General features: G+C 69.1%; 22 protein-coding genes. 10 read left to right on the forward strand and 12 right to left on the reverse strand.

What is annotated here, in order from left to right; genetic code table 11:
• The first annotated feature begins 194 nt into the window (after window positions 1–194).
• Complete coding sequence (locus AACZ75_RS15090; RefSeq protein ID WP_339873973.1) at window positions 195–1,940, forward strand: gamma-glutamyltransferase family protein; 1,746 nt, start codon at window positions 195–197, stop codon at window positions 1,938–1,940.
• Here the strand turns inward: AACZ75_RS15090 and AACZ75_RS15095 are convergent, their stop codons facing one another.
• Both AACZ75_RS15095 and AACZ75_RS15100 read right to left on the reverse strand, forming a co-directional pair.
• Window positions 1,941–2,795, reverse strand: coding sequence for a lipid A-modifier LpxR family protein (locus AACZ75_RS15095; RefSeq protein ID WP_339873975.1), 855 nt, complete (start codon window positions 2,793–2,795; stop codon window positions 1,941–1,943).
• 204 nt (window positions 2,796–2,999) lie between these two features.
• Window positions 3,000–4,883, reverse strand: coding sequence for a ribonucleoside-diphosphate reductase subunit alpha (locus AACZ75_RS15100; RefSeq protein ID WP_339873977.1), 1,884 nt, complete (start codon window positions 4,881–4,883; stop codon window positions 3,000–3,002).
• Window positions 4,884–5,163: 280 nt separating this feature from the next.
• On the opposite strand from AACZ75_RS15100, the gene AACZ75_RS15105 reads away from it, so the two are divergent.
• The 4 genes from AACZ75_RS15105 (at window position 5,164) to AACZ75_RS15120 (ending at window position 10,093) form a co-directional block, all read left to right on the forward strand.
• Entirely contained in the window at window positions 5,164–5,931 is a 768-nt protein-coding gene (locus AACZ75_RS15105) for a phosphatase PAP2 family protein (protein WP_339873979.1), read from the forward strand.
• Between the two features lie 73 nt (window positions 5,932–6,004).
• Window positions 6,005–8,134 (forward strand): response regulator, encoded by a 2,130-nt coding sequence (locus AACZ75_RS15110; RefSeq protein WP_339873980.1) that lies wholly within the window; start codon window positions 6,005–6,007, stop codon window positions 8,132–8,134.
• A 144-nt stretch (window positions 8,135–8,278) separates the two neighbouring features.
• Window positions 8,279–8,833 carry a hypothetical protein gene (locus AACZ75_RS15115; RefSeq protein ID WP_339873981.1) on the forward strand — a complete coding sequence of 185 codons (555 nt, stop codon included), beginning with the start codon at window positions 8,279–8,281 and terminating at the stop codon, window positions 8,831–8,833.
• Window positions 8,834–9,049: 216 nt separating this feature from the next.
• Window positions 9,050–10,093, forward strand: a complete 1,044-nt coding sequence (locus AACZ75_RS15120; RefSeq protein ID WP_339873982.1) for a ribonucleotide-diphosphate reductase subunit beta — start codon at window positions 9,050–9,052, stop codon at window positions 10,091–10,093.
• A 12-nt stretch (window positions 10,094–10,105) separates the two neighbouring features.
• Here AACZ75_RS15120 and AACZ75_RS15125 read toward each other — a convergent pair whose 3' ends face one another.
• From AACZ75_RS15125 to AACZ75_RS15145, 5 genes are all read right to left on the reverse strand, one after another.
• Window positions 10,106–10,861, reverse strand: a complete 756-nt coding sequence (locus AACZ75_RS15125) for a molybdopterin-dependent oxidoreductase (protein ID WP_339873983.1) — start codon at window positions 10,859–10,861, stop codon at window positions 10,106–10,108.
• On the reverse strand, window positions 10,858–11,619 hold the full coding sequence (locus AACZ75_RS15130; RefSeq protein ID WP_339873985.1) for a cytochrome b/b6 domain-containing protein: 762 nt from the start codon (window positions 11,617–11,619) through the stop codon (window positions 10,858–10,860). Before AACZ75_RS15130 ends, AACZ75_RS15125 begins: the two co-directional genes overlap by 4 nt.
• Window positions 11,620–11,727: 108 nt before the next feature.
• Complete coding sequence (locus tag AACZ75_RS15135) at window positions 11,728–12,189, reverse strand: cell wall hydrolase (RefSeq protein WP_339873987.1); 462 nt, start codon at window positions 12,187–12,189, stop codon at window positions 11,728–11,730.
• Window positions 12,190–12,289: 100 nt separating this feature from the next.
• A complete protein-coding gene (locus AACZ75_RS15140; RefSeq protein WP_339873989.1) occupies window positions 12,290–13,801 on the reverse strand; it encodes a HAMP domain-containing sensor histidine kinase in 1,512 nt (503 codons plus the stop codon).
• On the reverse strand, window positions 13,798–14,544 hold the full coding sequence (locus AACZ75_RS15145) for a TVP38/TMEM64 family protein (protein WP_339873991.1): 747 nt from the start codon (window positions 14,542–14,544) through the stop codon (window positions 13,798–13,800). The genes AACZ75_RS15140 and AACZ75_RS15145 overlap by 4 nt, the downstream gene beginning before the upstream one ends.
• Before the next feature lie 126 nt (window positions 14,545–14,670).
• On the opposite strand from AACZ75_RS15145, the gene rpmH reads away from it, so the two are divergent.
• From rpmH to AACZ75_RS15170, 5 genes are read left to right on the forward strand one after another with little or no spacing between them, the layout of a single operon-like run.
• Window positions 14,671–14,805 carry a 50S ribosomal protein L34 gene (gene rpmH / locus AACZ75_RS15150; protein ID WP_003164000.1) on the forward strand — a complete coding sequence of 45 codons (135 nt, stop codon included), beginning with the start codon at window positions 14,671–14,673 and terminating at the stop codon, window positions 14,803–14,805.
• A 37-nt stretch (window positions 14,806–14,842) separates the two neighbouring features.
• Window positions 14,843–15,244, forward strand: coding sequence for a ribonuclease P protein component (gene rnpA, locus AACZ75_RS15155; protein ID WP_339873993.1), 402 nt, complete (start codon window positions 14,843–14,845; stop codon window positions 15,242–15,244).
• A 5-nt stretch (window positions 15,245–15,249) separates the two neighbouring features.
• Window positions 15,250–17,037 (forward strand): membrane protein insertase YidC, encoded by a 1,788-nt coding sequence (gene yidC, locus AACZ75_RS15160; protein WP_339873995.1) that lies wholly within the window; start codon window positions 15,250–15,252, stop codon window positions 17,035–17,037.
• Window positions 17,034–17,675, forward strand: coding sequence for a ribosome biogenesis GTP-binding protein YihA/YsxC (gene yihA, locus AACZ75_RS15165; protein WP_339873996.1), 642 nt, complete (start codon window positions 17,034–17,036; stop codon window positions 17,673–17,675). Before yidC ends, yihA begins: the two co-directional genes overlap by 4 nt.
• Before the next feature lie 39 nt (window positions 17,676–17,714).
• On the forward strand, window positions 17,715–18,713 hold the full coding sequence (locus AACZ75_RS15170; protein ID WP_339873998.1) for an LLM class flavin-dependent oxidoreductase: 999 nt from the start codon (window positions 17,715–17,717) through the stop codon (window positions 18,711–18,713).
• On the opposite strand, the gene AACZ75_RS15175 is transcribed toward AACZ75_RS15170, so the two are convergent.
• The 5 genes from AACZ75_RS15175 to AACZ75_RS15195 all read right to left on the reverse strand — a co-directional run bounded on the left by AACZ75_RS15175 (window position 18,628) and on the right by AACZ75_RS15195 (window position 24,042).
• Window positions 18,628–19,191 carry a hypothetical protein gene (locus tag AACZ75_RS15175; RefSeq protein WP_339873999.1) on the reverse strand — a complete coding sequence of 188 codons (564 nt, stop codon included), beginning with the start codon at window positions 19,189–19,191 and terminating at the stop codon, window positions 18,628–18,630. The two genes, AACZ75_RS15170 and AACZ75_RS15175, sit on opposite strands and share 86 nt — an antisense overlap.
• A gap of 73 nt (window positions 19,192–19,264) precedes the next feature.
• Window positions 19,265–20,413 (reverse strand): polysaccharide biosynthesis/export family protein, encoded by a 1,149-nt coding sequence (locus AACZ75_RS15180; protein ID WP_339874001.1) that lies wholly within the window; start codon window positions 20,411–20,413, stop codon window positions 19,265–19,267.
• A gap of 64 nt (window positions 20,414–20,477) precedes the next feature.
• The gene (locus AACZ75_RS15185; protein WP_339874003.1) at window positions 20,478–21,716 is read right to left on the reverse strand and encodes a glycosyltransferase family 1 protein; all 1,239 of its coding nucleotides are present in this window, start codon (window positions 21,714–21,716) and stop codon (window positions 20,478–20,480) included.
• The gene (locus tag AACZ75_RS15190) at window positions 21,713–23,014 is read right to left on the reverse strand and encodes a glycosyltransferase family 1 protein (RefSeq protein WP_339874004.1); all 1,302 of its coding nucleotides are present in this window, start codon (window positions 23,012–23,014) and stop codon (window positions 21,713–21,715) included. Before AACZ75_RS15190 ends, AACZ75_RS15185 begins: the two co-directional genes overlap by 4 nt.
• 32 nt (window positions 23,015–23,046) lie before the next feature.
• Window positions 23,047–24,042: a KpsF/GutQ family sugar-phosphate isomerase gene (locus AACZ75_RS15195; RefSeq protein WP_339874006.1), complete on the reverse strand. Its 996-nt coding sequence runs from the start codon at window positions 24,040–24,042 to the stop codon at window positions 23,047–23,049.
• Between the last annotated feature and the right edge of the window lie 70 nt (window positions 24,043–24,112).

A 24,112-nucleotide genomic window follows, 5' to 3' on the forward strand; every position in this document is an offset into this window, starting at 1 on the left:
CCGACCCTCAGATTCGTAGTCTGATGCTCTATCCAGCTGAGCTACGGGCGCGCACAGGCCTTAACGGCGAGGGCGGGTATCTAGCCGCTCGACCGGCGGGGCGCAAGCCGCTTCGGGCAGTTTTTGCGGGCTTGGCGAAGCGGGACGCGCGGCCTAGGTCTGGAGCCTGTCCGTCGTCCCTTCCGAGACTGCCCATGCGCCCTGTCCGTTCGCCGCTCGTCATCCTGTCCCTGGTGGCCGTCCTGGCCGTGACGACGGCCTGCGGTACCGGGCCGGCCCCGGCAGCGGTCGTCGCCCCGGTCGAGACCCCGGCCCCGGCCCGCGGGCCGTTCGTCGCCGCGGCCAATCCGCTGGCGGTCGCGGCGGGCATGGCCGTGCTGCGGCGCGGCGGTTCGGCAGTCGATGCCGCGGTCGCGGTCCAGGCCGTGCTGGGTCTGGTCGAGCCCCAGTCCTCGGGCCTCGGCGGCGGGGCCTTTCTGATGCATTTCGACGCGGCCACCGGTGCGGTCACCGCCTATGACGGGCGCGAGACCGCGCCGGCCTCGGCCACGGACCGGCTGTTCCATGAGGACGGGCGGCCGCTGGGCTTCGCCGACGCCGTGCTCAGTGGACGTTCGACCGGCGTGCCCGGCGTGGTGGCCATGCTCGGGCAGGCCCAGCGCGACCACGGGACCCTGGCGTGGCGCGACCTGTTCGGCGACGCCGAGGCCCTGGCCCGGGACGGCTTCATCGTCAGCCCGCGCCTGGCCGGCTTCATCGCCGCCCCCGCCGGCCAGGCGCGCACGCGCTGGGCCGAGGCCTATTTCACCCGACCCGACGGTCGCCGCTACGCGACCGGCGACCGACTGCGCAATCCCGCCTATGCCGTGACCCTGGCGCGGATCGCCAGCGGCGGGCCGGACGCCTTCTATCGCGGCCCGATCGCCGAGGGCATCGCGGCCACCGTGGCCGAAGCGCCCCGACCCGGCGGCCTGACCGTGGCCGACATGGCCGCCTATCGTCCGATCGAACGCGGGGCCCTGTGCCGGCCCTACCGTGTCTATGTGATCTGCGTGCCGCCGCCGCCGTCCAGCGGCGTGTCCCTGCTGCAGCTGCTGGCCATGGCCGAACAGTCCCCGGACATCGACCGGGGCCCCGACAGTGCCGAGGCCTGGACCGCCTTCGCCCAGCTGCAGCGCCTGATGTACGCCGACCGCAATCGCTATGTCGCCGACCCGGCCTTCGTCGGGGTGCCGGTCGCCGGCCTGCTGGATCCCGGCTATGTCGCCGACCGCGCCGCCCTGGCCCCGGGCCTGCGCGGCGCGGTGGCGGCCGGCATACCGCCCGGTGGCGTCTTCCGGGGGCCGGACGCCACCGCCGAGCCGTCCGGGACCTCGCATTTCGTCATCGTCGACGCCGCCGGCAATGCCGTCAGCATGACCACCACGGTCGAGAGCGTGTTCGGGTCCGGCCGGATGAGCGGCGGCTTCTTTCTCAACAATCAGTTGACCGACTTCTCGCTGGAGCCGGCCCGGCCCGACGGAGGCCCGGTGGCCAATGCCGTGGCGGCGGGCAAGCGGCCGCGCTCATCGATGTCGCCGGTGATCATCCTCGATCACCGGGGACGGCTGGTCGGGGCCCTGGGCTCGCCCGGCGGCTCGTCCATCCTGGCCTATAACGCCAAGGCCCTGATCGCCGTGCTGGACTGGCAGCTGCCGGTCCAGGTCGCGTTCAACCTGCCCAATCTGGTGGCCAAGGGCGACGGCTTCGGGGCCGATACCGAGCGGTTTCCCGCGCCGCTGGCGGCGGACCTGGCGACGCGCGGGATCATGCTGCGGCCCAATGCCAGCGAGAATTCAGGTTTGCATGGCGGCCTGTGGCGGGACGGTCGCTGGGACGGCGGGGCCGACGACCGGCGCGAAGGCGTGGTCGAGTCGGTCGATCCGGCGCACGGGCCCTGATCACCAGTCCGGCTTGATCGACAGCTGGAAGGCGACGAGCCCCTCGGACACATCGGTATCGACCCCATGACCTGCCCGCAGGTCGGAGGGGCCCAGTTCGCGGTAGACCAGGCCGATTGAGCTCTGCACGTCGCCCTTGCGGAAGGCGACGCCCAGCGAGGCGTCGCCGATGAAATTGCTCGAGTCGTGGCTGACGCCGGACCGGGCGAAATCCCCGTCCCGGGTGCGGGCGAAATTATAGCCGACCGCGCGGCCCGATCCGGCCGCATAGATGTACCAGCGGGCCCGTTCGCCGAAAGCCGTCCGGCCCTCGGGAACCAGTCGCTCCATGTCGGCACCGATCTGCAGCATGGCCCCGGCCTCGGCCGTGCCGCCCCGGGTACCGACGCCGATGCCGGCATGGGGTGTCAGGGTCACCTCAAGGCCCGAGGCGGTATAGCCCAGGGTCGCGGGCCAGCCCCGGATATAGCTGAGGTCATAATGTTCGGCCTCGAGGGCCGCCGGATCCATCGGATTGACCGGCACGGGGGCACCGTCAGCGCGGCGCAGCTCGCCCTCGGTGCGCAGCCGCAGGCGGTCGGTGAATTCGGGGGTCTCGAACCAGATGTCGTGGCGCACGACGGCATAGGGCACCGCCCCGGCGGTCGGGTCCGCCAGTCGCGCTGAGGCGTCGAACGACGCGCCGAAACCGTCGACGTCCGGCGCGTCGAACGGCAGTCTGCGATCAAGCTGGATCAGGAGTTCGGCGACCGTGGCCGGCGGCTCCGCCCCCGGGGCCACGACGGTGTCGACGATCCAGGAGACGGGCAGGGTCTGGGACTCAGCCGAATTGGCACCGGCGCAGATCAGCGCCATCCCCACTCCGGTCAAGATCGTCACCAGACGCATCAACGGCCCCTCAGTCCGTTAGCGATAGGAATCCTGTACCAGAAGCGCCGGTTCGCCAACACACATTTCCCCTATTGTGAGACACCGGCGCAAACGGAGGGGCTGCGCATGGGTTCCACCGGAGCGCGTGCGGATGACCGCAACCGGCCCCTGCGGGCCGGTCGCGCGCCGTCACTGGCAGGCGAGGCACTCGTCATAGTCGGTCGGCGCGGCGCTGAAGAGGTCCGGCTGGTTGGGGTCGATCTCGACCTCGGCCTTGTCCTCCGAGCCGGCGAAGGCGGCGCGCTGCACCGATTTGGAACGCAGGTAGTAGAGGGATTTCAGGCCCCGCTCCCACGCCGACCAGTGCAGCATGTGCAGGTCCCATTTGTTGACGTCGCCGGGGATGAACAGGTTGATCGACTGGGCCTGGCAGATCTCGGGCGTGCGGTCGGCGGACAGTTCGACGATCCAGCGCTGGTCCAGTTCGAAGGCGGTCTTGAAGATGGATTTCTCGTCGTCGGTCAGTTCGTCCAGATGCTGGACCGAGCCCTCGTGCTCGAGGATCGACGACCAGATGGCGTCGGAGTCGAGACCCTTTCCGGCCAGGACCTTCTCCAGATAGGGGTTCTTGACGGCGAAGGAGCCCGACAGGGTCTTGTGGGTATAGATATTGGCCGGGATCGGCTCGATGCCGGCGCTGGTCCCGCCGCAGATGATCGAGATCGAGGCGGTCGGGGCGATGGCCAGCTTGTGGCTGAACCGCTCCATCACGCCGCGCTCGGCGGCGTCCTCGCAGGCGCCCTTCTCCTCGGCCAGCAGGCGGCTGGCCTTGTCGGCCTCGCGCCGCAGGTGCTTGAACAGCCGCATGTTCCACGACTTGGCCATGGCGCTTTCAAAGGCGACGCCCTGGGCCTGCAGGAAGGAATGGAAGCCCATCAGGCCCAGACCGACCGAGCGCTCGCGCTTGGCCGAATAGACGGCCGCGGCCATCTCCGGCGGGGCGCGGCGGATGAAGTCTTCCAGCACATTGTCGAGGAAGCGCATCACATCCTCGATGAAGCGCGGCTCCTCGCGCCACTCCAGGAAGGTCTCGGCATTGACCGAGGACAGGCAGCAGACCGCGGTCCGGTCGACGCCCAGATGGTCGCGACCGGTGTGGAGCATGATCTCCGAGCACAGGTTCGACTGTTTCACCTTCAGACCCAGGTCGCGCTGATGCTGCGGCATTTGGCGGTTCACCGTGTCCGAGAAGATCAGATAGGGCTCGCCGGTCTGCAGGCGGATCTCGAGGATCTTCTGCCACAGGCTGCGGGCGTCGACGGTGCGGATGACCGCCTGGTCCTTGGGCGACAACAGGTCGAAGGTGCGCCCGTCACGGACGGCCTCCATGAAGGCGTCGGTGATGTTGATGCCGTGGTGCAGGTTCAGGGACTTGCGGTTGAAGTCGCCGGACGGTTTGCGGATCTCGAGGAACTCCTCGATCTCGGGGTGGTGCACGTCCAGATAGACGGCGGCCGAACCGCGCCGCAGCGAGCCCTGGGAAATGGCCAGGGTCAGGGAGTCCATGACCCGGATGAAGGGGATGATGCCGCTGGTCTGGCCCGCGCCCTTGACCTTCTCGCCGATCGAGCGGACGCCGCCCCAGTAGGTCCCGATGCCGCCGCCGTTGGAGGCGAGGGCGACGTTCTCGTTCCAGACCGACTGGATGCCGTCCAGGCTGTCGGCCACGGCGTTGAGGAAGCAGGAGATCGGCAGGCCGCGATCGGCCCCGCCGTTGGACAGCACGGGGGTCGAGGGCATGAACCACAGCTTCGACATATAGTCATAGACGCGCTGGGCATGGTCGGCGTCATCGGCGAAGGCCGTGGCGACGCGGGCGAACATGTCCTGGTAGCTCTCGCCGGCCAGCAGATAGCGATCCTCGAGGGTCTTCTTGCCAAAGGCGGTCAGCAGGTCGTCGCGCGACCGGTCCAGCTGCAGGGACGGCACCACCGACAGCAGCGGGCGATCAGCCGTGTCCGCACTCGCAACCGACTGGAATTCAACCGTCTTCAAAGCTTCGCCGCCAGCCATTGCTTATTCGCCCTGAACTAAAATCATTGATCGTTGCTGTTGCGCCCTGACCACATCATCTAGTGGCCGAAGCGCTCCCCAAGCCCACATATGGGGCGCAGATGGCTAACGACCCGTCAACGGGCTTGACGATCACTTTCTGTCCGAATCGGCCCGGAAGGCGGGATGAGCCTGTGGGAAACCGGAAGACAGGGGCGTCACGGGCCACAGCGCGCCCTGATCACGAAGCCGTGATGCCGGGTCCGGCGGAACGGGCGGACAGCTTGGCCGTTAGCAGCCGATGATCCGCACGACCGTATCGGGAATTCTGACCCGCCTGCTGCATCTGGCCCGGACCGAACTGGCCCTGCTCAGTGGTCTGCTGGTGGTCGCCCTGGGGATCTGGGCCTTCGCGGGACTGGCCGACGAGACCGGCGAGGCCGGCAACCAGGCCTTCGACCAGGCCGTGCTGGCGGCGATGCGCCCCAACCCGGATCCGTCCGACGCCTGGGGGCCGTGGTGGCTCCAGGTGGCGGCGGGCGACATCACCGCCCTGGGCGGCATCGCGGTTCTCGGCCTGTTCGCCACGGTCGCCGTCGGCTTTCTGCTGATCCAGCGCAAGCGGCTGTCGGCCCTGATGCTGGTCCTCGGCCTGACCGGCGGCGTGGCGCTCAGCGAGGGGCTGAAGGGGGTGTTCGGACGGGCCCGTCCGCCCTCGCTCTTCCAGGCGGTCGAGACGATCAACGCCAGCTTCCCGTCGGGGCACGCCCTGTTGTCGACGGTCTTCTATCTGACGGTCGGCGTGCTTGTGGCCCGGACCCTGCCGCGCCGTCGCCTCAAGACCTTCGTGTTGGGCACCGCGGTGCTGATCGCCCTGCTGGTCGGGACGACCCGGGTCTATCTGGCGGCCCACTGGGCCACCGACGTTCTGGCGGGCTGGAGCGTCGGGGCCGCCTGGGCGATGAGTCTCTGGGTGGTCGCCTCGCTGATCGAACGGCGACAGCGGGCGCGGCACGCGGCCCTGCAGGATGCGCCGGCGTCACCATCCGAGCTCGCCGACCCGAATTAAGTCGATGCAACCGTGATCTGAAATTTAACCTATGGGTGCGATCAAGGTCGCTCATGGGGTCGGGAGGGACCGGATGCACGGTCGCTGGCGACTGTTTCGACATGATGCCGGTCAGGCGTCGGGGCCGCCGGCCTGGGTCTATGTGGTCCTGTTCACGGCCTGCCTGCTGATCGGAATCTGGAGCGCCCGGACCTTCGGGGCCGTGGTGATCTGGCCGGCCAATGGCGTGATGCTCGCCGCCCTGCTGCAGTTGCACCGTCGCCAGGCCCTCACCGTCCTCGCCGCGTGCCTGGTGATCAACCTCGCCGCCAATGTCGTGCGCGGCGACCCGATGCCCTTCCTGTGGCTCAATGCCCTGCTCAACCTGGGTCAGGTCTGTGTGGCCGGCCTGATCGCCCGCCGCGTCGGCGGGGCCGCCCTGGATCTGCGCCGGCCGCGGCGACTGACCAATTTCGCCCTGCTGGCCGTGACTCCGGCCGTCGTGTTGTCGGCCCTGTTCATCGTCACTGTGGCGGCGTCGCTTCACTACTATCCGCCGGCCCTCTACCTGTTCACCGTGGTGCGCTATTCCGCCATGGAAATTCTCGGCCTGCTGATCGTCGCCCCGACCCTGTTGCTGATCGCCAAATCGCACCGCTTCCGTGACACGGCCCCCGCTTCGCCGCGCGAGACTGTCGGCCTGCTGGTGCTGTTGGTGGCCGTGACCACGCTGGTGTTTCTGCAGCCGCTGGCCCCGGTGATCTTTCTGGTCTTCCCGGTGCTGATGCTGGTCGCCTTCCGGGTTTCGCCGGTCTGGGTGGCCCGTGCGGTGATCCTGATCGCCGTGATCGGCGGGGCCAGTACGGTCGCCGGTCATGGCCCGGCGACGCTGACGCGAATGCTCACGGTGCCGGGCCTGGAGTCCGTGCCCCTGGTCATCCACCGGCTCAACATCTTCTATCTCTTTATGCTGGCGGTGGTGCTGACCGCCCTGCCGGTGAGCACGGTCATGTCGGCCCGCCGTGGCCTGGTGGCCCGGCTGGAGGCGCGGACCCGGGCCGCCCAGGCGGCCCGACGTCGCGCCGAGGAGGCCGATGCCGCCAAGACCCGCTTCCTGGCCCTGATGAGCCACGAGATGCGCACGCCGCTGAACAGCGTCACCGGCTATGCCGAGGTTCTGGCCCGCCGGCCCGCGATGGAGCCGGAGGCCCGCGATCAGCTCGAGCAGATCCAGCGCTCGGGCGAGGACCTGCTGATGCTGGTCGAGGATGTGCTTGCGGTATCCCGCGGCGGCGACACGCTGGACCTTCAGCCCCTGACCCTTCCGGTCCTGCTGGCGGCCGCGCTGGAATCGAGCCGGCCCGCCGCGGCGGACAAGGGCCTCGCCCTGACGCTGGACGTCCGTCCGGCCGCCGCCGGGACGGTCATGGGCGACCGTTGCCGTCTGCGTCAGACCCTGCATCACCTGATCGGCAATGCCGTGAAATTCACCGATCATGGCGCGGTCACCGTCGGCGTCGACCGGATCGGCGCGGATGTCGTCATCACGGTCTCGGACACCGGTTGCGGTCTCGACCCGGCCCGGGCCGACGCCCTGTTCGAGGCTTTTGTCCAGGGCGACGATTCGATCAGTCGCTGCCACGTCGGGGCCGGGATCGGCCTGGCCGTGGTCAGACGCCACGTCGCCATCATGGGCGGCGCGGTCACCGTCGACAGCCGTCCGGGCGCCGGGGCGACCTTTACCCTGCGCCTGCCCATGACCGCCGCTGCCGAAGATCCGGTCGTCCGGGCTGATCCGCCGCCAGGCGACGGCCAGACCGTGACCCACAGCCCCCGGGTCCTGGTGGTGGATGACCATCCGGCCAATCGCGAGCTGGCCCGCCTGATGCTGACCGCCGCCGGCTGTGAGGTGGCCGAGGCCGCCGACGGTGACGAGGCCGTCGACATGGCCCGGGCCGGCGCGTTCGACCTGATCCTGATGGATGTGCGGATGCCGCGCGTCGATGGACTGACGGCGACCCGCCTGATCCGGGGTCTGCCCGGTGCCGTCGCCGACACCCCGATCCTGGCGGTCACCGCCGACGCCATGCCCGCCGACGCCGCGCGTTGTCTGGCGGCGGGGATGAACGCCCACCTGGCCAAGCCGATCTCGCATCAGGCCCTGTATGCGGCGATGGCGACCCTGCTCTCGGGGCCGGCACCGGAAACGGCCGCGGTCGCCTGATCCGGCGTCACTGCTGGCCGGCAATGCTGTATATTTTCCGTCAGCCCACCTATGGGCGCAGCTGAACCCGTTCATTTGCAACGGTGTTTTTCCGGACCGGCGTCAATTTCCCGCCCTGGTTCCCGGTGTCTCTAGAATTGCGGGATGACCTGCGATCCTTCTACCCCCGCCCCACCGCCGCCCCTGGACCCTTGGACCTGCGCCCGCGCCGACTATCTCGCCGGCACCTCGGCCCCCGTTGTGGCCGAACGCTATGGCCTGTCCGAGCGCACCCTGCGTCGCCGTGCGGCGACCGAAGGCTGGCGTCGCGCCGACCAGGCGGTCGTCACCCTCGAAAGCCCGCCCCCCTGGAACCGGGGCCCCCTGACCCGCGAGGAGGCGGTCGGCCAATTCCCCGAACTGGCCGAGGTCGATGAGGCCGTCTCCAATGACAGATTCTACCTGTTGTTCGATCCGGACCCGAAGGATCTGCGTCGATACGCCTTCCGCCATGCTGCCGAATGCGCCGCCCTCGGCCGACCGGCAGAGGCGGTCGTCTGGATGCGGCTGGTCCAGATGCTGGACCGCACCGGCGAGCAACTCGACCGCGAAGCCCGCCCCTTCCGGGAGCAGGACTATCTCCGCGCCGCCTATCTCCGCCGCCTCGGCGAGGACGTCGCGCCGACGCCCGGGGCCGAAGCGTCACCCGACCGGGCCTGAGCGGATGGCAGGGTTGGCACCCCGATTTGCGGAAACCCTGCCACGACGCCGGCCGGTTTCGTCCCGGGCTTATCCCCGGAAGTCTCGCGTTTGAACACCACATCTAGCGGTCGCGAAAAAAGTGATCGCAATATAGCCGCATTTTCACTTGGCGCCGTCGCCGTCCGCCCGCATGCTAGGGGTCGATTTCCGGATTCCCAGTCAGAGCCTCTTCCGATGAACGCCCACGCCATCATCAAGCCCACCACGCCCGGTCTGCTGACCCGTTCGGCCGCCTACAAGCCGTTCCGCTATCCGTGGGCCTTCGACATGTGGAAGAAGCAGCAGCAGGTCCACTGGATGCCCGAGGAGATTCCGCTGGGCGAGGACTGCAAGGACTGGGCGGTCAATCTGAACGACCGGGAACGCAATCTGCTGACGCAGATTTTCCGCTTCTTCACCCAGGCCGACATCGAGGTCGCCGACAACTACATGGAAAAATACGGCCGCGTCTTCAAACCCACCGAGGTGAAGATGATGCTGTCGGCCTTCGCCAATATGGAGACCATCCATATCGCGGCCTATGCCCTGCTGCTCGAGACCATCGGCATGCCCGAGAGCGAGTTCGGGGCCTTCATGGAATACGAGGCCATGCGCGACAAGCATGACTTCATGCAGGAGTTCGGCGTCGAGACCGAGGCCGACATCGCCCGCACCCTGGCCATGTTCGGGGGGTTCACCGAGGGGCTGCAGCTGTTCGCCTCGTTCGCGATGCTGATGAATTTCCCGCGTCAGAACAAGATGAAGGGCATGGGCCAGATCGTGTCCTGGTCCGTGCGCGACGAGAGCCTGCACTGCGAAGGCATCATCAAGCTGTACCACGCCTTCAACAAGGAGACCGGGGCCGTCACCAGGGCCGTGGCCGACGACATCGTCGGTTGCTGCGAAACCGTGGTGGCGCTGGAGGACAAATTCATCGACCTGGCCTTCGAGGCCGGCGAGGTCCAGGGCATGACCCCCGAGGACATCAAACAGTACATCCGCTTCATCGCCGACTGGCGCCTGCGGCAGCTGCACCTGCCCGAGGTCTATGGCGTGAAGGAAAATCCGCTGCCGTGGCTGCAGTCGCTGCTCAGCGGTGTCGAACACGCCAATTTCTTCGAGGCCCGCGCCACCGAATATTCCAAGGGTGCGACGACCGGAGCCTGGCACGGGGCCGACGGTGTCTGGGGCAGTTTCGATGCGATGATGCAGCGCCGGACGGAAACGGTCGAGAGCTAGGGCCGCGCTCGCTCAGATCGCCGCGAACCACTCATAGCCGCGGTCTTCCCAATAGCCGCCCTTGCCGCCGCCGATGCCGTCGAGGCTGGCGACGGCTTCTATACGCTTGATATATTTGGCATGTTTATAGCCAAGCTGGCGCTCGACCCGCAGCCTTAGCGGAGCGCCGTGCGGTACCGGCAGGGTCGCGCCGTTCATCGCCCAGGCCAGCAGGGTCTGCGGATGGCGGGCGTCGATGAGGTCGATGCTCTCGTAATAGCGGTCGCCGCCCTCGGTCTGGTCCAGGGCGTCGAAGCAGTGGAAGACGATGTAGCGGGCCTCGGGCCGCAACCCCGCCTCGTCCAGCAGGGTCTCCAGCCGCACCCCGGTCCATTCGGCGATCGCGGTCCAGCCCTCGACGCAGTCGTGTTTGGTGATCTGGGTCCGGGTCGGGCGGGTGCGCAGTTCGTCCAGAGACAGGCGCAGCGGCCGTTCGACCAGGCCGCCGACCTCCAGCCGGTAGTCGGCGAAGGCCCCGTCGCGCAGGGTCACATAGTCGGACGCCGCCGGACTGATCGAGCCGTTGGGCCGGAAGTCGGGCGAGATGTCGGCCCGGTCATAGGTCGGGGCCAGGGCGTCGGCCGGGATCAGCAGGCGCTGGGCCCGTCGCGTCAGGCCCTCGGCCATGCGCCCGGCCTGGGTCGCCAGCCGGCTGCCCGCCTCGCCGCAGGCGGTCAGGCCCGCGGCCGCGGTCGCCAGCAGCCCCAGCAGCCAGTGGCGGCGGTTCATGACGGGTCTCCGTCGGGGTCGGTCGGCGGGGCTTCGGTCGGCGACGGCTCCAGCACGAACCAGCCGGTGATCATCGCCCGCATGTTGTTGACCGGGCCGGTCCAGATCACCAGACCGACGTGGATGACGATGAAGCCGACGATCAGCCCGGCCGAGAGGAAATGCAGGGTCCGGGCCGACTGCCGCCCGCCCATCAGGTCCAGCAGCACGCCGCCGATCGCATTGAAGCCCGGCGACATCGACAGGCCGGTGACCAGCATCATCGGCAGAACGATCAGCACCATGGCCAGATAGGTCAGCTTCTGGATGACATTATAGGCCCGGGCCTCCTCGTCCCTGGGGAAGTGGAAGCGGGCGTGTTCCTTCACCGAGGCCCAGAAGCCGCCCAGATCCCGGCGGCTCGGCCACAGACGCCGCCGGAAGCGGCCGCTGACCAGCCCGTAGACCAGATAGGCCAGGCCGTTCAGCACGAAGATCCAGGCGAACAGGAAATGCCAGTGCCGGGCCTCGGCCAGGTTGCGGCCCTGGGGCAGCATCAGCCAGTTCGGCACGACCGGGGTGCTGAGCCAGGGATCGGCGAAGGTCGAGCGCAGGCCCCAGTACAGATGCGGGTGGGCCGCCAGGATGTTCAGCCCGCTCATGATCAGCACCACGACCGCGACCACATTGATCCAGTGGCTGATCCGCACCGCTGCGGGATGCCGCCAGACCGCGACCCGGCCGCCGGCCAGGGGTCGATCCGGCCGGGCCGGGCTCATGCGCGTTTCGCCGGATCGTGGCTGATCGAGATACCGATCATGGTGAAACCCCCACTACGTCGTCCACGCTCCCACGGTCGACTCGCATCTGCAAGCCGCGCGCGGGCCTCAGTCGGGGGCCGGGGCCCGGCAGTCACGACGGCCGCTGGCCTCGCAGGCCCGGATCATCGCCTCCCACGTCGCGCGGGCCCGCTCGTATTCGGCGCGGGCGGCGGCGGCGGTGCGCTGGTCTGCCTCGTAGTTGGCCTGCAGCGTCGCCGCGGCGGCCGCCTCGGCGCGGTAGCGGGCCTCGGCCTCGGCCTGGGCGGCGGTGTCGGCGGCCTCCTGGCGGGCGACAGCCTCGTTGTGGGCGGCGATCATCGCGTTCAGCTTGGCGGTGGCGGCCAGTTCGTCCGGGTCCTGGGCGGTGTCGGGCGCGCGGTGATAGGTCTCGCCGAGCGCCTGAAGGCGGGCCAGCTCGGCCGCGGACTCCGGCTGCGGCGGCGTCTGGGCCAGGGTCGGTGCGGCCGCGGCGACCAGGATCAGGCCGGTGGCCATGACGGCGGCGGTTCGCAGGGTCGGACGGATCATCAGTCTGTTCTCCTCGGGGCGTGACTCCGATGGTGATACGCAAGCGCGGCCGTTTCGCGGCGCCTCGGACCCCCGGGGTTTGATCCGCGGGCCCGGGCCATTACTCCGGCAGCTGCAGTTCAAAGGTGGTGCCGCCCGGCCCGGTGTCGACCAGACGCAGGTCGCCGCCGTGGTTGGCGGCCAGTTCGCGGGAAATGGTCAGGCCCAGCCCGGTGCCGTCCGATCCCCCGCCGCTGACGAAGGGGTCGAACAGCCGGCCCGCCATGCGGGCATTGATGCCGGGCCCGTCATCGGTGACCCGGACCCGGCAGGTGGTGCCGTCGGTGGTCGCCGACACCCGGATCACGCCCCGGTGCCGGCCCGAGGCCTCGATCGCCTGCCGGGCGTTGCGCATCAGGTTGACGAGGATGCGGTGCAGCTGGTCGGCATCGGCATTGATGCTGTAGCGGGCCGGGATCGACCGGACCAGCCGCACCCCGTCCGCCTCGAGGCCCGCATCCTCGGCCGCGGCCTTGACGGCGGCGGCGAGGGCGATGGGGGTGCGTCGGGGCAGGGGCTCCTCGCTGCGACCGTATTCCAGCACATTGCGGGCCAGGGCGGCGGCCCGTCCGAGCGCCCGTTCCAGCCGCGGCAGGACCCGCGCCACCTGGGGGTCGGGCGAGGCGGCCAGCCGTTCGGACGCGATCTGGGCCGAGGTCAGCATATTGCGCAGGTCGTGGTTGATCTTGGCCACCGCCTGGCCGAGGGCGACCAGCCGGGCGCGCGAGCGCAGCGACAGCCGGACCTCCTCCTGCATGCGCGCCAGTTCCCGCTCGACCCGGCCGATCTCGTCGTGCCGGGTGCTGGGCGGCTCGCCCTCGATCTCGGGATTGGTGGCGAAATGCTCGATCGAACGGGTCACCCGGCGCAGCGGCTGCAGCACCAGGAAGGCCAGGGCCGCATACAGCAGACCACCCGCCACGGCCGAGATCAGCAGGGAGACCAGCAGGCTGTTGAGCAGGAAGGCGCGCAGTTCCAGCTTGAGCGGCTGGGCCGGGGCCAGCACCTCGATGAAGTCGCCGGAACGATAGCGCGGGCGGGCCTGCACCCGGATCGAGCGGTCGGGGTGGCCGACCAGGGTCCGCCACGGATCCAGCAGCCGGGCCCCGACATTGCGCTGCCGCAGGTCGATCACATCGGGGGTGCGCGGCAGGTTGGGGGCCTGCAGCAGCAGGCGGCGCACGCCCTGGTCGCCGACAACCACGGCCTGGACCCCGCCGATCGTCAGCAGCTGTTCGGCCGTGGCGTCCTCGACCGCGGAATAGGGCAGGGCCTCGACCCCGACCGAGGCCAACTCCGCCGACTGCAGCCGGTCCAGCAGCCAGCGCTCGTGGAAGGAGGCGGCGCTGGGCGCGATGATCAGGGCCCCGACCGCCAGGGTGAAGCCGACGGTCAGCAGCAGCAGGCGCCACGACAGACCGTCCGGGGTCGGGATAGGCAGTCGTCCGCCCAGGCGTTGCGTCCAGCCCTCGGGCAGGCGCAGCCGCAGCGGCGCGCGGCCGGCGGGCGAACCGCCGGTGACGGTTCTCGCCGCCGGAGGCGTACCGGTCGTGGCCGGGCCGGGGGCGGTCATGCGAGGGTTTCCCGGCGGCGGTCGCGCCAGACCTGTCCCAGCTTGAGGCCCAGCGGCAGCAGCAACGACAAGAATACCACCCCCATCAGCGGCCAGAAGAAGCGCGCCACCAGCAGCGGCAGATCGACATGCTCGCCGGCGCGGATCATCTCGCCCAGGCCCGAACCGATGGAGGTGTAGATGAAGGTCGAGGGCAGCAGGCCGACGAAGGTGGCGAGGATATAGGGCCGCAGCGGCGCGGCGATCATGCCGGCGGTGGCGTTGATCAGCACGAAGGGCACGCTGGGAATGACCCGGAGGGTGAACAGGGTGACGAAGGCATTGCGGTCGACCCCTTGAGCCAGACGGTCCATGAACCCCGCGTCGGCGGCGAATTTCGCTCTCAGCCACGTCCCGATGGCGGTTCTGTATACCAGATAGATGATGACGGCACCGATCGTCGCCCCCGTCGCCTGGGCCAGGGCCCCGGCCCAGGGACCGAACATCATCCCGGCCAGCAGGGTCAGGAACACCGGTCCGGGGATGGTCGAGGCCGTGGCTACGGCATAGACGGCGATGAACACGAGGAGGGCGATCCAGAAATGCTCCGTGGCATAGGCCTGCAGACCCAGGCCGTGTTCGCGGATCATCTCCATCGACAGATAGTGGTGCCAGCCCAGGCTGAAGAAGGCGATCGCCAGGCCGGCGATGGCCATCAGCGGCAGAAGGCGGATCGCCCACTCTCTAGCTGATCGTTTGGCCATGCTTCAGAATGCCTTCCTGCGACGGGTCCGCGTTGACTCCCACCGACATGCGCCTTATACGCCCGCCCTCCTGCGGTGACGTTCCTTTTCGTCAGCCGTGCAAACCTTTAGACCCCGGAGCCGACCGTGAAGCGGACCTATCAGCCGTCGCGACTCGTGCGCAAGCGCCGTCACGGCTTCCGTTCGCGGATGGCCACCAAGAACGGACAGAAGATTGTTGCGCGGCGTCGCGCCAAGGGCCGCAAGCGCCTGACGGCCTAAGTCGTCGGGCCCTTGTGCCTCGCGTCCCGGTGGACGCATGACCGATGATCTCAAGATCGAGCGCCTGACCTCGCGGCCCCAGTTCCTGGCGGCCGCGAGAGGCGTTTCGGAAGCCCGTGGCGCGGTGGTTGTCCAGCGACTCGACCGGCATGACGGTGACCCCGTGGTGCGTGTCGGTTTTACCGCCACGCGCAAGGTGGGGGGCGCTGTCGTGCGCAACCGCGCCAAACGTCGCCTGCGTGAAGCCGCGCGGGCGCTGGTTCCCCTTATCGGGCGTCCCGGAAGCGACTATGTCTTCATCGCCCGAATGGGCACGGCAGGCCGTTCATGGGACCGTTTGCTTGACGATGTGAAATCGGCGCTTACAAGGCTCGCGACCCCGCGGCCGGCGCCTGGCGCCATTCCACCCGCCCGCGACCCTTCCGGCCAGGACCGCTGAACTCCATGCAGAACGACAACAGCAGGAACACGATCATCTTCGTCGTGATCGCGATGATCTTCCTGCTCGGCTACAGTGAATTCGTGATGAAGCCGCAGGCGGAGCGCCGTCAGGCGGCCCAGCTGGCGACCACCGAACAGACGGTCGAGGGCGCGGCCACCGCGCCCAGTCCGACCACCACCGTGTTTGTGACCGATCGCAGCGCCGCCCTCGGGGCCGGGGCGCGGGTGCCGATCCAGACGCCGACGCTCAAGGGATCTCTGTCGCTTGAGGGCGGTCGCATCGATGACCTGTTCCTGATCGACTATCGCGAGACCCTCGCGGCCGGCTCGCCGCCGGTCGAGCTGTTCCGCCCCCAGGGCATGGAGCACAGCTATTCAGCCCTGTTCGCCTGGAACGGCCCCAATGTCCCGGGGGGCGTGCCCGGACCGCGCACGCCGTGGCGGCTCACCGCCGGCTCGGTGCTGACGCCGACGACCCCGGTCACCCTGACCTGGGACAACGGCCAGGGTCTGCGCTTCACCCGCGTCATCGCTATCGATCCGCAGTATCTGTTCACCGTCACCGACACGGTCGCCAATTTCGGCACCCAGGCCATCACCATCGCGCCGTTCGGCCGGGTCGAGCGCCAGGGCGTTCCGGGTCACGTGGGCGGCCAGATGATCCTGCACGAAGGGGCCATCGGCACCTTCGGCGAGGCGGGCAAATTCTCGACCCAGCAGTTGAAGTACAAGGACTGGGCCAAGAAGGAGCGGGTCCAGCACACCTCGACCGGTGGCTGGCTCGGCATCACCGACAAATACTGGCTGGCGGCGATGATCCCCGACCAGTCCGAACAGATCGAGGCCGAATTCCGCGTACGTGACGCCGGCGGTACCGATATCCACGAGGTCAATATGATGGGCGCGGCGCGCACCATCGCGCCCGGCCGCCAGATCACCGAAACCCAGCGGCTGTTCGCCGGGGTCAAGCGCAACGAGATCCTGACGGGCTATCAGGACGAGCTGAACCTGCCGCGTTTCGTCTATGCGATCGACTGGGGGATGTTCTGGTTCCTGACCCGGCCGATCTTCATGGTCGTGGAATTCTTCTTCGGGGTGCTGGGCAATTTCGGCCTCGCCATCCTGGCCCTGACCTTTGTCGTCAAGCTGATCATGTTCCCGTTGGCCAACAAGTCCTACGAGAGCCTGTCGAAGATGCGCAAACTCCAGCCGCTGATGGAGGAGATCAAGAAAAAGCATCCGGACGACCCCACCAAGCAGCAACAGGAGACGATGGCGCTCTATCAGCGCGAGAAGATCAATCCGCTGGCGGGCTGTCTGCCCATCCTGGTGCAGATCCCGGTCTTCTACGCCCTGTACAAGGTGCTGTTCGTCACCATCGAGATGCGGCACGCGCCCTTCTTCGGCTGGCTGCGCGACCTGTCGGCCCCGGATCCCTCGACCCTGTGGACCCTGTACGGCCTGATCCCCTGGGATCCGACCTCGCTTCCGCTGATCGGTACCATCCTGGGCACCAATTTCGCGCTCGGCATCCTGCCGATCTTCTACGGCCTGACCATGTGGCTGCAGATGGCGATGAACCCGCCGGCCCCCGACCCGGTGCAGCGCAAGATCTTCGCCTTCATGCCGCTGGTGTTCACCTTCATCATGGCCACCTTCCCGGCCGGCCTGCTGGTCTACTGGGCCTGGAACAACGTGCTCTCGATCATCCAGCAGTGGTTCATCATGAACCGCTTCAAGGCCGAGAACCCGATCGACACCTTCATCGCCCGCTTCAAGAAGACGGCGTGACCGACTTCACCCCCGAGGAGCTGGAGGACGCGCGGGTCCTGTTCGCGCGTCCGGCGACCTTCGTCATGGGCGCGGCCAAGATCGAACAGCTGCCCGAGCCGGACCTGCCCGAGGTCGCCTTCGCCGGCCGGTCCAATGTCGGCAAGTCCAGCCTGATCAACGGCCTTGTCGGCATGCACAAGCTGGCCCGGGCCTCGAACGAACCGGGGCGCACCCGCGAGGTCAATTTCTTCGACCTCGACGGCAAGACCCGGCTGGTCGACCTGCCCGGCTACGGCTGGGCCAAGGCGTCGAAGTCGACGGTGCGGAAATTCCAGGACCTGGGTCGCGACTATCTGCGCGGTCGGGTCACCCTGAAGCGGGTCTATCTGCTGATCGACAGCCGCCACGGCTTGAAGAAGGTGGACGACGAGGCCCTCGAGGCGCTCGACCTGGCGGCGGTCAGCTACCAGATCATCCTGACCAAGGCCGACAAGCTGAAGAAGGGCGAGGCCGAGGCGGTTCAGGCGGCGACGTTGAAGGCGATATCCAAGCGTCCGGCGGCATTTCCGGCGGTGCTGGTCACCTCGGCGGAAAAGGGTGACGGCCTGCCCGAACTGCGCGCCGAGATCATGCGCACGACCAACATTACGCCCTGAACCATTGGTCCGGGCGACTGATGCGTCCATATGGGTGGGATGATCCCACTTTCCATTCTTGATCTCGCTCCGGTGCCCCAGGGCGCGGATGTCTCACGCGCGCTGGCCAATACCCTCGATCTGGCCCGCCACGCCGAAACGCTCGGCTATCAACGCTACTGGCTCGCCGAGCACCACAACATGCCGGGCATCGCCAGCGCGGCGACCTCTGTCCTGATCGGGGCCGTGGCGGCGGCGACCCGCACCCTGCGGGTCGGGGCCGGTGGTGTGATGCTGCCCAATCACGCCCCCCTGGTGATCGCTGAGCAGTTCGGCACTCTCGCCGCCCTGCATCCCGGGCGCATCGATCTGGGCCTGGGGCGCGCGCCGGGCTCCGACCAGGCCACGGCCCAGGCCCTGCGCCGGACCCTGTCCGGCGACGTCGACGCCTTTCCGCAGGACGTGGCGGAGCTGATGCACTGGTTCGCCCCGGCCGAGCCCGGCCAGCGGGTCATCGCCAATCCCGGCGAGGGGCAGGACGTGCCGATCTGGATCCTGGGGTCCTCGACCTACGGGGCGCGGCTGGCGGCCCATCTGGGCCTGCCCTACGCCTTCGCCAGCCATTTCGCACCGGGCGACCTGATGCGCGCCCTGCAGGTCTATCGTGACGACTTCAAGCCGTCGGCGCGACTGGCCGAGCCCTATGTAATGCTGGGTTACAATGTCATCGCCGCCGAGACGGACGCCGCGGCGACGCATCTGTTCACCTCCCTGCTGCAGGCCTTCATCAATGCCCGCAGTGGGCGGCCCGGCAAGCTGCCGTCACCGGTCGAGGGCTATGGCAGCCGGCTGTCGCCATCCGAGCAGGCGATGGTCGACCAGACCCTGGTCCACACGGCCGTCGGCGCACCGGCCACGGTGCGGGCGAAGCTGGCGGCGTTCGTCGATGCGACCGGCGCGAACGAATTGATGATCACGAGCCAGATCTGGGACCACGACGCGCGGCGGCGGTCGCTGGCCCTTCTCGCCGAGGCCTGGGGGATGCCCGCTTCGGCTTGACGGCCGTCGGCTCCGGGATCGCCGTCTTCCAGGCCGCGCCCAGATCAATGGCCGCCAGAAGGTCCTGGGCGGGGTCGCCAGGCAGCAGGCCGTACAGGCGACCGCGCAGGTAGCGGCACCGCACCAGCAGGCGTGAGGCCTCGACCAGGGCAGGGGCGGTCTCAAAGCCGCCGATGTCCTCCAGACGCGCGTGCCGCCAGCCCTTTTCCGGCGGACGTTCGATGATCGCCGCCCAGCGTTCCTCGGGCGACAGGGTGTCGCCGATGAAGGTCCAGCGTTTGCCGCGCGGACCGCGCCGGTAGTCTCCGGCCTGTACGGGCAGGCCGTGCCGGCGATAGACGGCGAGAGCCGCCTGTTCGATCCCGGACAGGCGCTCGTCGAGGCGTGCGTCGATCGGTGGGCGCTGCGGCCGTCGCGGCCCGGCGTCCGCGGCATGGCCGGCCGGACCGGAGTCGCTCTCCGCGACCGGGGGCGACATCAACCCGCGCCAGCCCGAGCGGCGGAGCTGCGACCACTTCCGGCGAAGACGGCTTCCGAGATTCTGCAGCATTCTAGTTCACCGACACGGCGCTGGTGACCGAGACGTCATAGATGACGCGGGTGATGCTCTGGATGAAGTCGAAGAATTTCCGGGCCTCGGCGGCCCCGGAGCGGGGTGCATACAGCATGTCGTCAGGCTGGACGGGGAAGTTCCCGGCCGTGAACACCCCCGCCGGATCCGCCAGGTTCAGTCGGTACACGACCGGCACGCCACGCACGGTGGCGGGCTGCACCAGCCCCAGGGCCGCGGCCACCTCGGGCCGTTCGAAGCGGAAGACCAGGACCGAGCGGGCATCGGCGCTATTGGTGTCCAGTCCCCCGGCCCGGCTCAGGGCGGCCCCGAGCGTCAGGGGGCCGGCTCCCATGTCGATCTGGCTGACGGTGCCCAGCGCCCCGAACGCGGCGTAGCGACGGGGCCGAAAGCGCAGGTTGACCTGGTCGCCACGCGCCAGGCGGATATTCTCGCCGAAGGTCGAGGTCACGGTGGACAGGGGGGCGGAGAAGGTCCGGCCATCGCGCTGGACGGCGACCTCGATGTCCTCGACCGGGCGGGCGGTGCCACCGGCGGCGGCGATCACATCGAGAATTCGATCGGCCCCGACCGCGAGCGGGGCGCGGCCCGGATTGCGGACCTCGCCGAGGACGGTGACGGCATTGGAGGGGCTGGCGGCGATCGAGACGACCACCTGGGGCGCGCCGACCTTGCCGATCAGGGCCCGGCGCACCGCTTCGGCGGCCTGGGGCCCGGTCAGGCCGGCGACCGGCACCGCCCCGGCAAAGGGCACGCCCGCCGCCCCGTTACGGTCGACCACGACCGGCGGCAGCGACGCGCCGCCGGTCGCCGATGCGCCGCCGGCCGAGCGGCCGCCGAACAGCGCGCCGCCCGGCTCGAAGACGGCGATCGACAGGGTATCCCCGATCGCGATCACATCGGACGGGGCCGTGCCGCCGGCCGCGGCGAGGGAGGCGTTGTCGACGGGGGTGGCGGCCCTGATCCGCTCGACGGTGGCATAATCCAGGTCGACCACGGCATAGCCGCCGGCCGGCTCGGCCCCGGTCGCGCCGGCGTCGAGCGCCCGCGCCGTCGGGCCGTCCGCCGGCAGGGTCGAACAGCCCGCCAGGGCGACAAGGATCAGCAGCGTGAACAGGGGTCGCGTCATGGGGCCTCGAGACCGCGGCGGTCCCCGTCTGATTACCGGGGTTTCCGGCGGGGAGCCAGTCCGCTCAGGCAGGGAGACCGATGAAAGCATCGACCCGCTCGAAATGCGCGGTCCAGGTGGGCGGCGCATAGGCCGGAGCCACCGTCGGCGAGACGGCCGCGGCCTCCAGGGCCGACAGCCAGCCGAGGCCATCCAGCGGATCGATCAGCCGGGCTCCGGCGACCAGTTCCCGGTGGACCGGGATGTCCGAGGCGATCAGTGGCACGCCCATGGCCATGGCCTCGACCGCGGGCAGGTCGAATCCCTCGACCGACGAGGGGGCGACCACGGCGCGGGCACCCCGCATCAGCCGGGCGAGGGAGGCGTCGGACAGGCCGGCCGACTGATGCACCAGTCCCTGAAGGTTGGGCGACCGCTGCAGGTGATCCAGCACGGCTTCATTCTCCCATCCGTAGCGGCCGACCAGGACGAGCCCGGGCGTGGCGGGGCCCATCCGCTCCTGCAGCCGCCGCCACAGGGTGAGCAGAAAGGCCAGGTTCTTGCGCGCCTCGATGGTGCCGACATGGACGAAATAGGCTGCGGGCGAGGGGGTCGTGCCCCGGGTCAGAAAGACCGGTTCCAGACCGAGCGGAACGGCCGCCACCGGCGGTGCGATCAGGGCCTCCCGGTCGGCGAAGGCCCGGAGCCGATCGGCGGTGTGGTCGGAGTTGACGACGATGCGGTCGGCATGGAGCAGGGCATTGCAGAGCCGCCGGTGATGGCGGGCTCCGTCGCCGGGGCGGCAGAATTCGGGATGGGTGATGGGGATCAGGTCGTGGATCATGATCGTCGACGACACGCCTCGGCGGGCCAGGTCGGCGAGGATGGCGGGCGTGTTCAGGGCCGTGTGGCCGACGCTGATATAGGCCTGCCCCGGGGACGGCGGCGGCAGCGGGCGCGAGGCCAGGGCCTGGCGGACGGCCCGGACGCGGCGCAGCGACAGTCGGGGTGGGTCCGGTTCCACGTCGAGGATCGACGGCCCGCCCGCCTGGCCGGTCAGGGCCCGGACCAGGGCCTGCTCGCCGGCGGTCTCGGCACCATCGCCGGACCACCGTTGCCGCAGGCTGCGGATCTCAGCCCGGAAGTGGCCCGGGTCGACGGCCCGCAGGCGGTTGCGAACGGCCACGACCGGGACCACCCGGGTGTGCGGACGGGTGCCGAGCCATTCGGCGTAGGCCAGGCAGACCCGGTCGACCCCGGTCGGGGCATCACGGCCGCTCCGGTCGAGCAGGCGGCCGGCGTCAAACAGGACGACGGCCGTCATCGCACCCCAAGCCGACCGTACAGGTCGACCAGGCGGGCCTGACAGATCTCCGGACTGAATTTGGCGGCCTGCAGCGGGCCGCGGGCCGAGAGGTCGGCGGCCAGGTCATCGTCGGATCCCAGGCGACGGATCTCCCGCGCCAGGGCGGCCACGTCATAGGGGTCGACGAGGACGGCGGCGTCTCCGGCGACTTCCGGCAGGGACGCGGCCGTCGAGGTGATCACCGGCGTGCCCAGCAACATGGATTCCAGCACCGGCAGGCCGAAACCTTCATAGAGGGATGGAAACACCGTCGCCCGCGCCCCGCGGATCAGACTGACGAGCATGGAGAACGGCAGGTACTCATAGAGTTTGATCCGCTTCTTCCGGACCTTCTTGGCCTGCCGCGCCTGGTGCATCAGCGCCGTTTCCTCCTCGTCGAGCCAGGCCCGGCCGCCGACCACCACCAGCGGCAGGTCGGATCCCGAGGCCAGGTAGGCCTCGACAATCCGGGCCAGGTTCTTCTTGGGCTCGATCGCCCCGAAAAACAGGAAATAGCCCTTCCAGCCCAGCTGGAAGACCCCCTCCAGTTCGGCGGCGACGGCCTCATCGCCTGCGGCGCGCAGGTGCGGCGGGATGGACACGGACTGCCAGGTGGTCGTGATCCGGTCCTCGGCCACGCCCAGCAGCTGGATGACGTCGCGGCGGGTGGCCTCGGACACCACGGCGATATGATCGGCCCGGGCCGCGATCCGGCGACAGACGGCGAGGAACTGGCGCTTGTTGTCCAGTGTGGTGTGCGGCAGCCGCAGCGGGATCATGTCGTGAATCGTGTAGACATTGGCCATCCCGCGGGCATGCACCGGCAGGACGGTGGTCCAGTGCGCGACATCCGGGTGCGCGACCTCCGGGTGGCCGGCGAAATTGACCGGCGTGAAGGTCCGGTGACTCCGGAAGGCCCGGTTGGCGGTATGAAACAGGCGCGGCGCGCTCCAGCAGGCCGCCGCGACCGGGCGTCCGCCGCCGCGGGCCGGCCAGATGATGTTGTCGGTCATCGGCACGGCGCGGGCGGTGCGGCCGAACCGGGCGGTCGCGGACTCGACCATCTGCTGAACGCGGTTGCCGTCCGGCGTGTAGGCGTCGGTGAGGGCGACCTCGTTCAGGATCGGCTGTTTGCTGATATTGGCGAGCGGGCCGTAGAGCACCTGGGTTTCCATGCCGATGGCATTCAGATTCGACAGCAGGTTCCGCCCGTAGGTGGCGATGCCGGATCCCTTGGGCAGGGCGAGGTTGAAGCCGTCAATACAGACCGTGGGCATGGAGGAGGGTTTCCGTCGCGGGCGTCGTTCCCTCAGGAGACGTAGCCGGCCTGCATGAGTTCAGCGATGTGGACGATGGCGACAGGCCGGCCTTCCACAGTCACGAACAGGTTGGAGATCTTGTTCTGGACGATCAGGTCGACCACGTCGCTCATTCGCGCCCCGGGGCCCACCACCTTGGGGTTGGGGCTCATGATGTCGGCAGCGACCACGGCGGCAATGTCCCGGGTGAAGGCCCGACGCACGTCGCCGTCGGTGATGATCCCGGCTAGGATGCCGTCGGCACCGACCACCGCAACCGCCCCCTTGCGCCCCTCCGTAATGGACGAGACCACCTCGCTGAACGGGGCGTCGAGCGGCACCGTCGCCGGCGGGGCCGGGCGGTCGACCATCCAGTCCCCGACGCTCTGGAGGCTCATGCCCAGCTTGCCGCCCGGATGATGCAGGCCGAAGGCCTCGGCGCTGAAGCCGCGCCGGTCCATCAGCACCATGGCCAGGGCGTCACCCAGGGCCAGGGCCATCAGGGTCGAGGTCGTCGGGGCCAGGTTGTTGGGGCAGGCCTCGGCCACCTGGGGCATCGTCAGGCAGACCGCCGAATTGCGCCCCAGGAAGCTGGTCGGCCGCTGGGTCATGCCGATGACCGGGATACCCTCGCGCTGGCAGAAGATCAGCGGATCGCGAAGCTCGCGGCTCTCGCCCGAGTTGGAGAGGGCCAGCAGGGTCGTGTCCTTGCGCAGCATGCCCAGGTCGCCGTGGCTCATCTCGGCGGGATGCACAAAGAAGGCATTGGTGCCGGTTGAGGCCAGGGTCGCCGCGATCTTGCCGCCGATATGCCCCGACTTGCCCATCCCGGTGACCACCAGATAGCCGGGTCGGTCCAGGATGATGTCGCAGGCCCGGCCCAGGCTGTCGTCGATGGCCCCGTCAAGCGCCTCGAGCGCCGCGATGTTGAGCCGGATCACCGCGCGGGCCCGGTCGAGCATAGCGGCGGTCTCTGCGGGAGAGGAGGGCGTGATGGCGACGGTCATGGCCCGGAATTGCCGCATCCGGCCGCCTTTCACAATGCCGCGCGCGCCGTCAGCCGATGTCCGGCCGCAC

Origin of the sequence: uncultured Brevundimonas sp. (assembly GCF_963975535.1) — a bacterium.
Taxonomy (GTDB): Bacteria; Pseudomonadota; Alphaproteobacteria; order Caulobacterales; family Caulobacteraceae; genus Brevundimonas.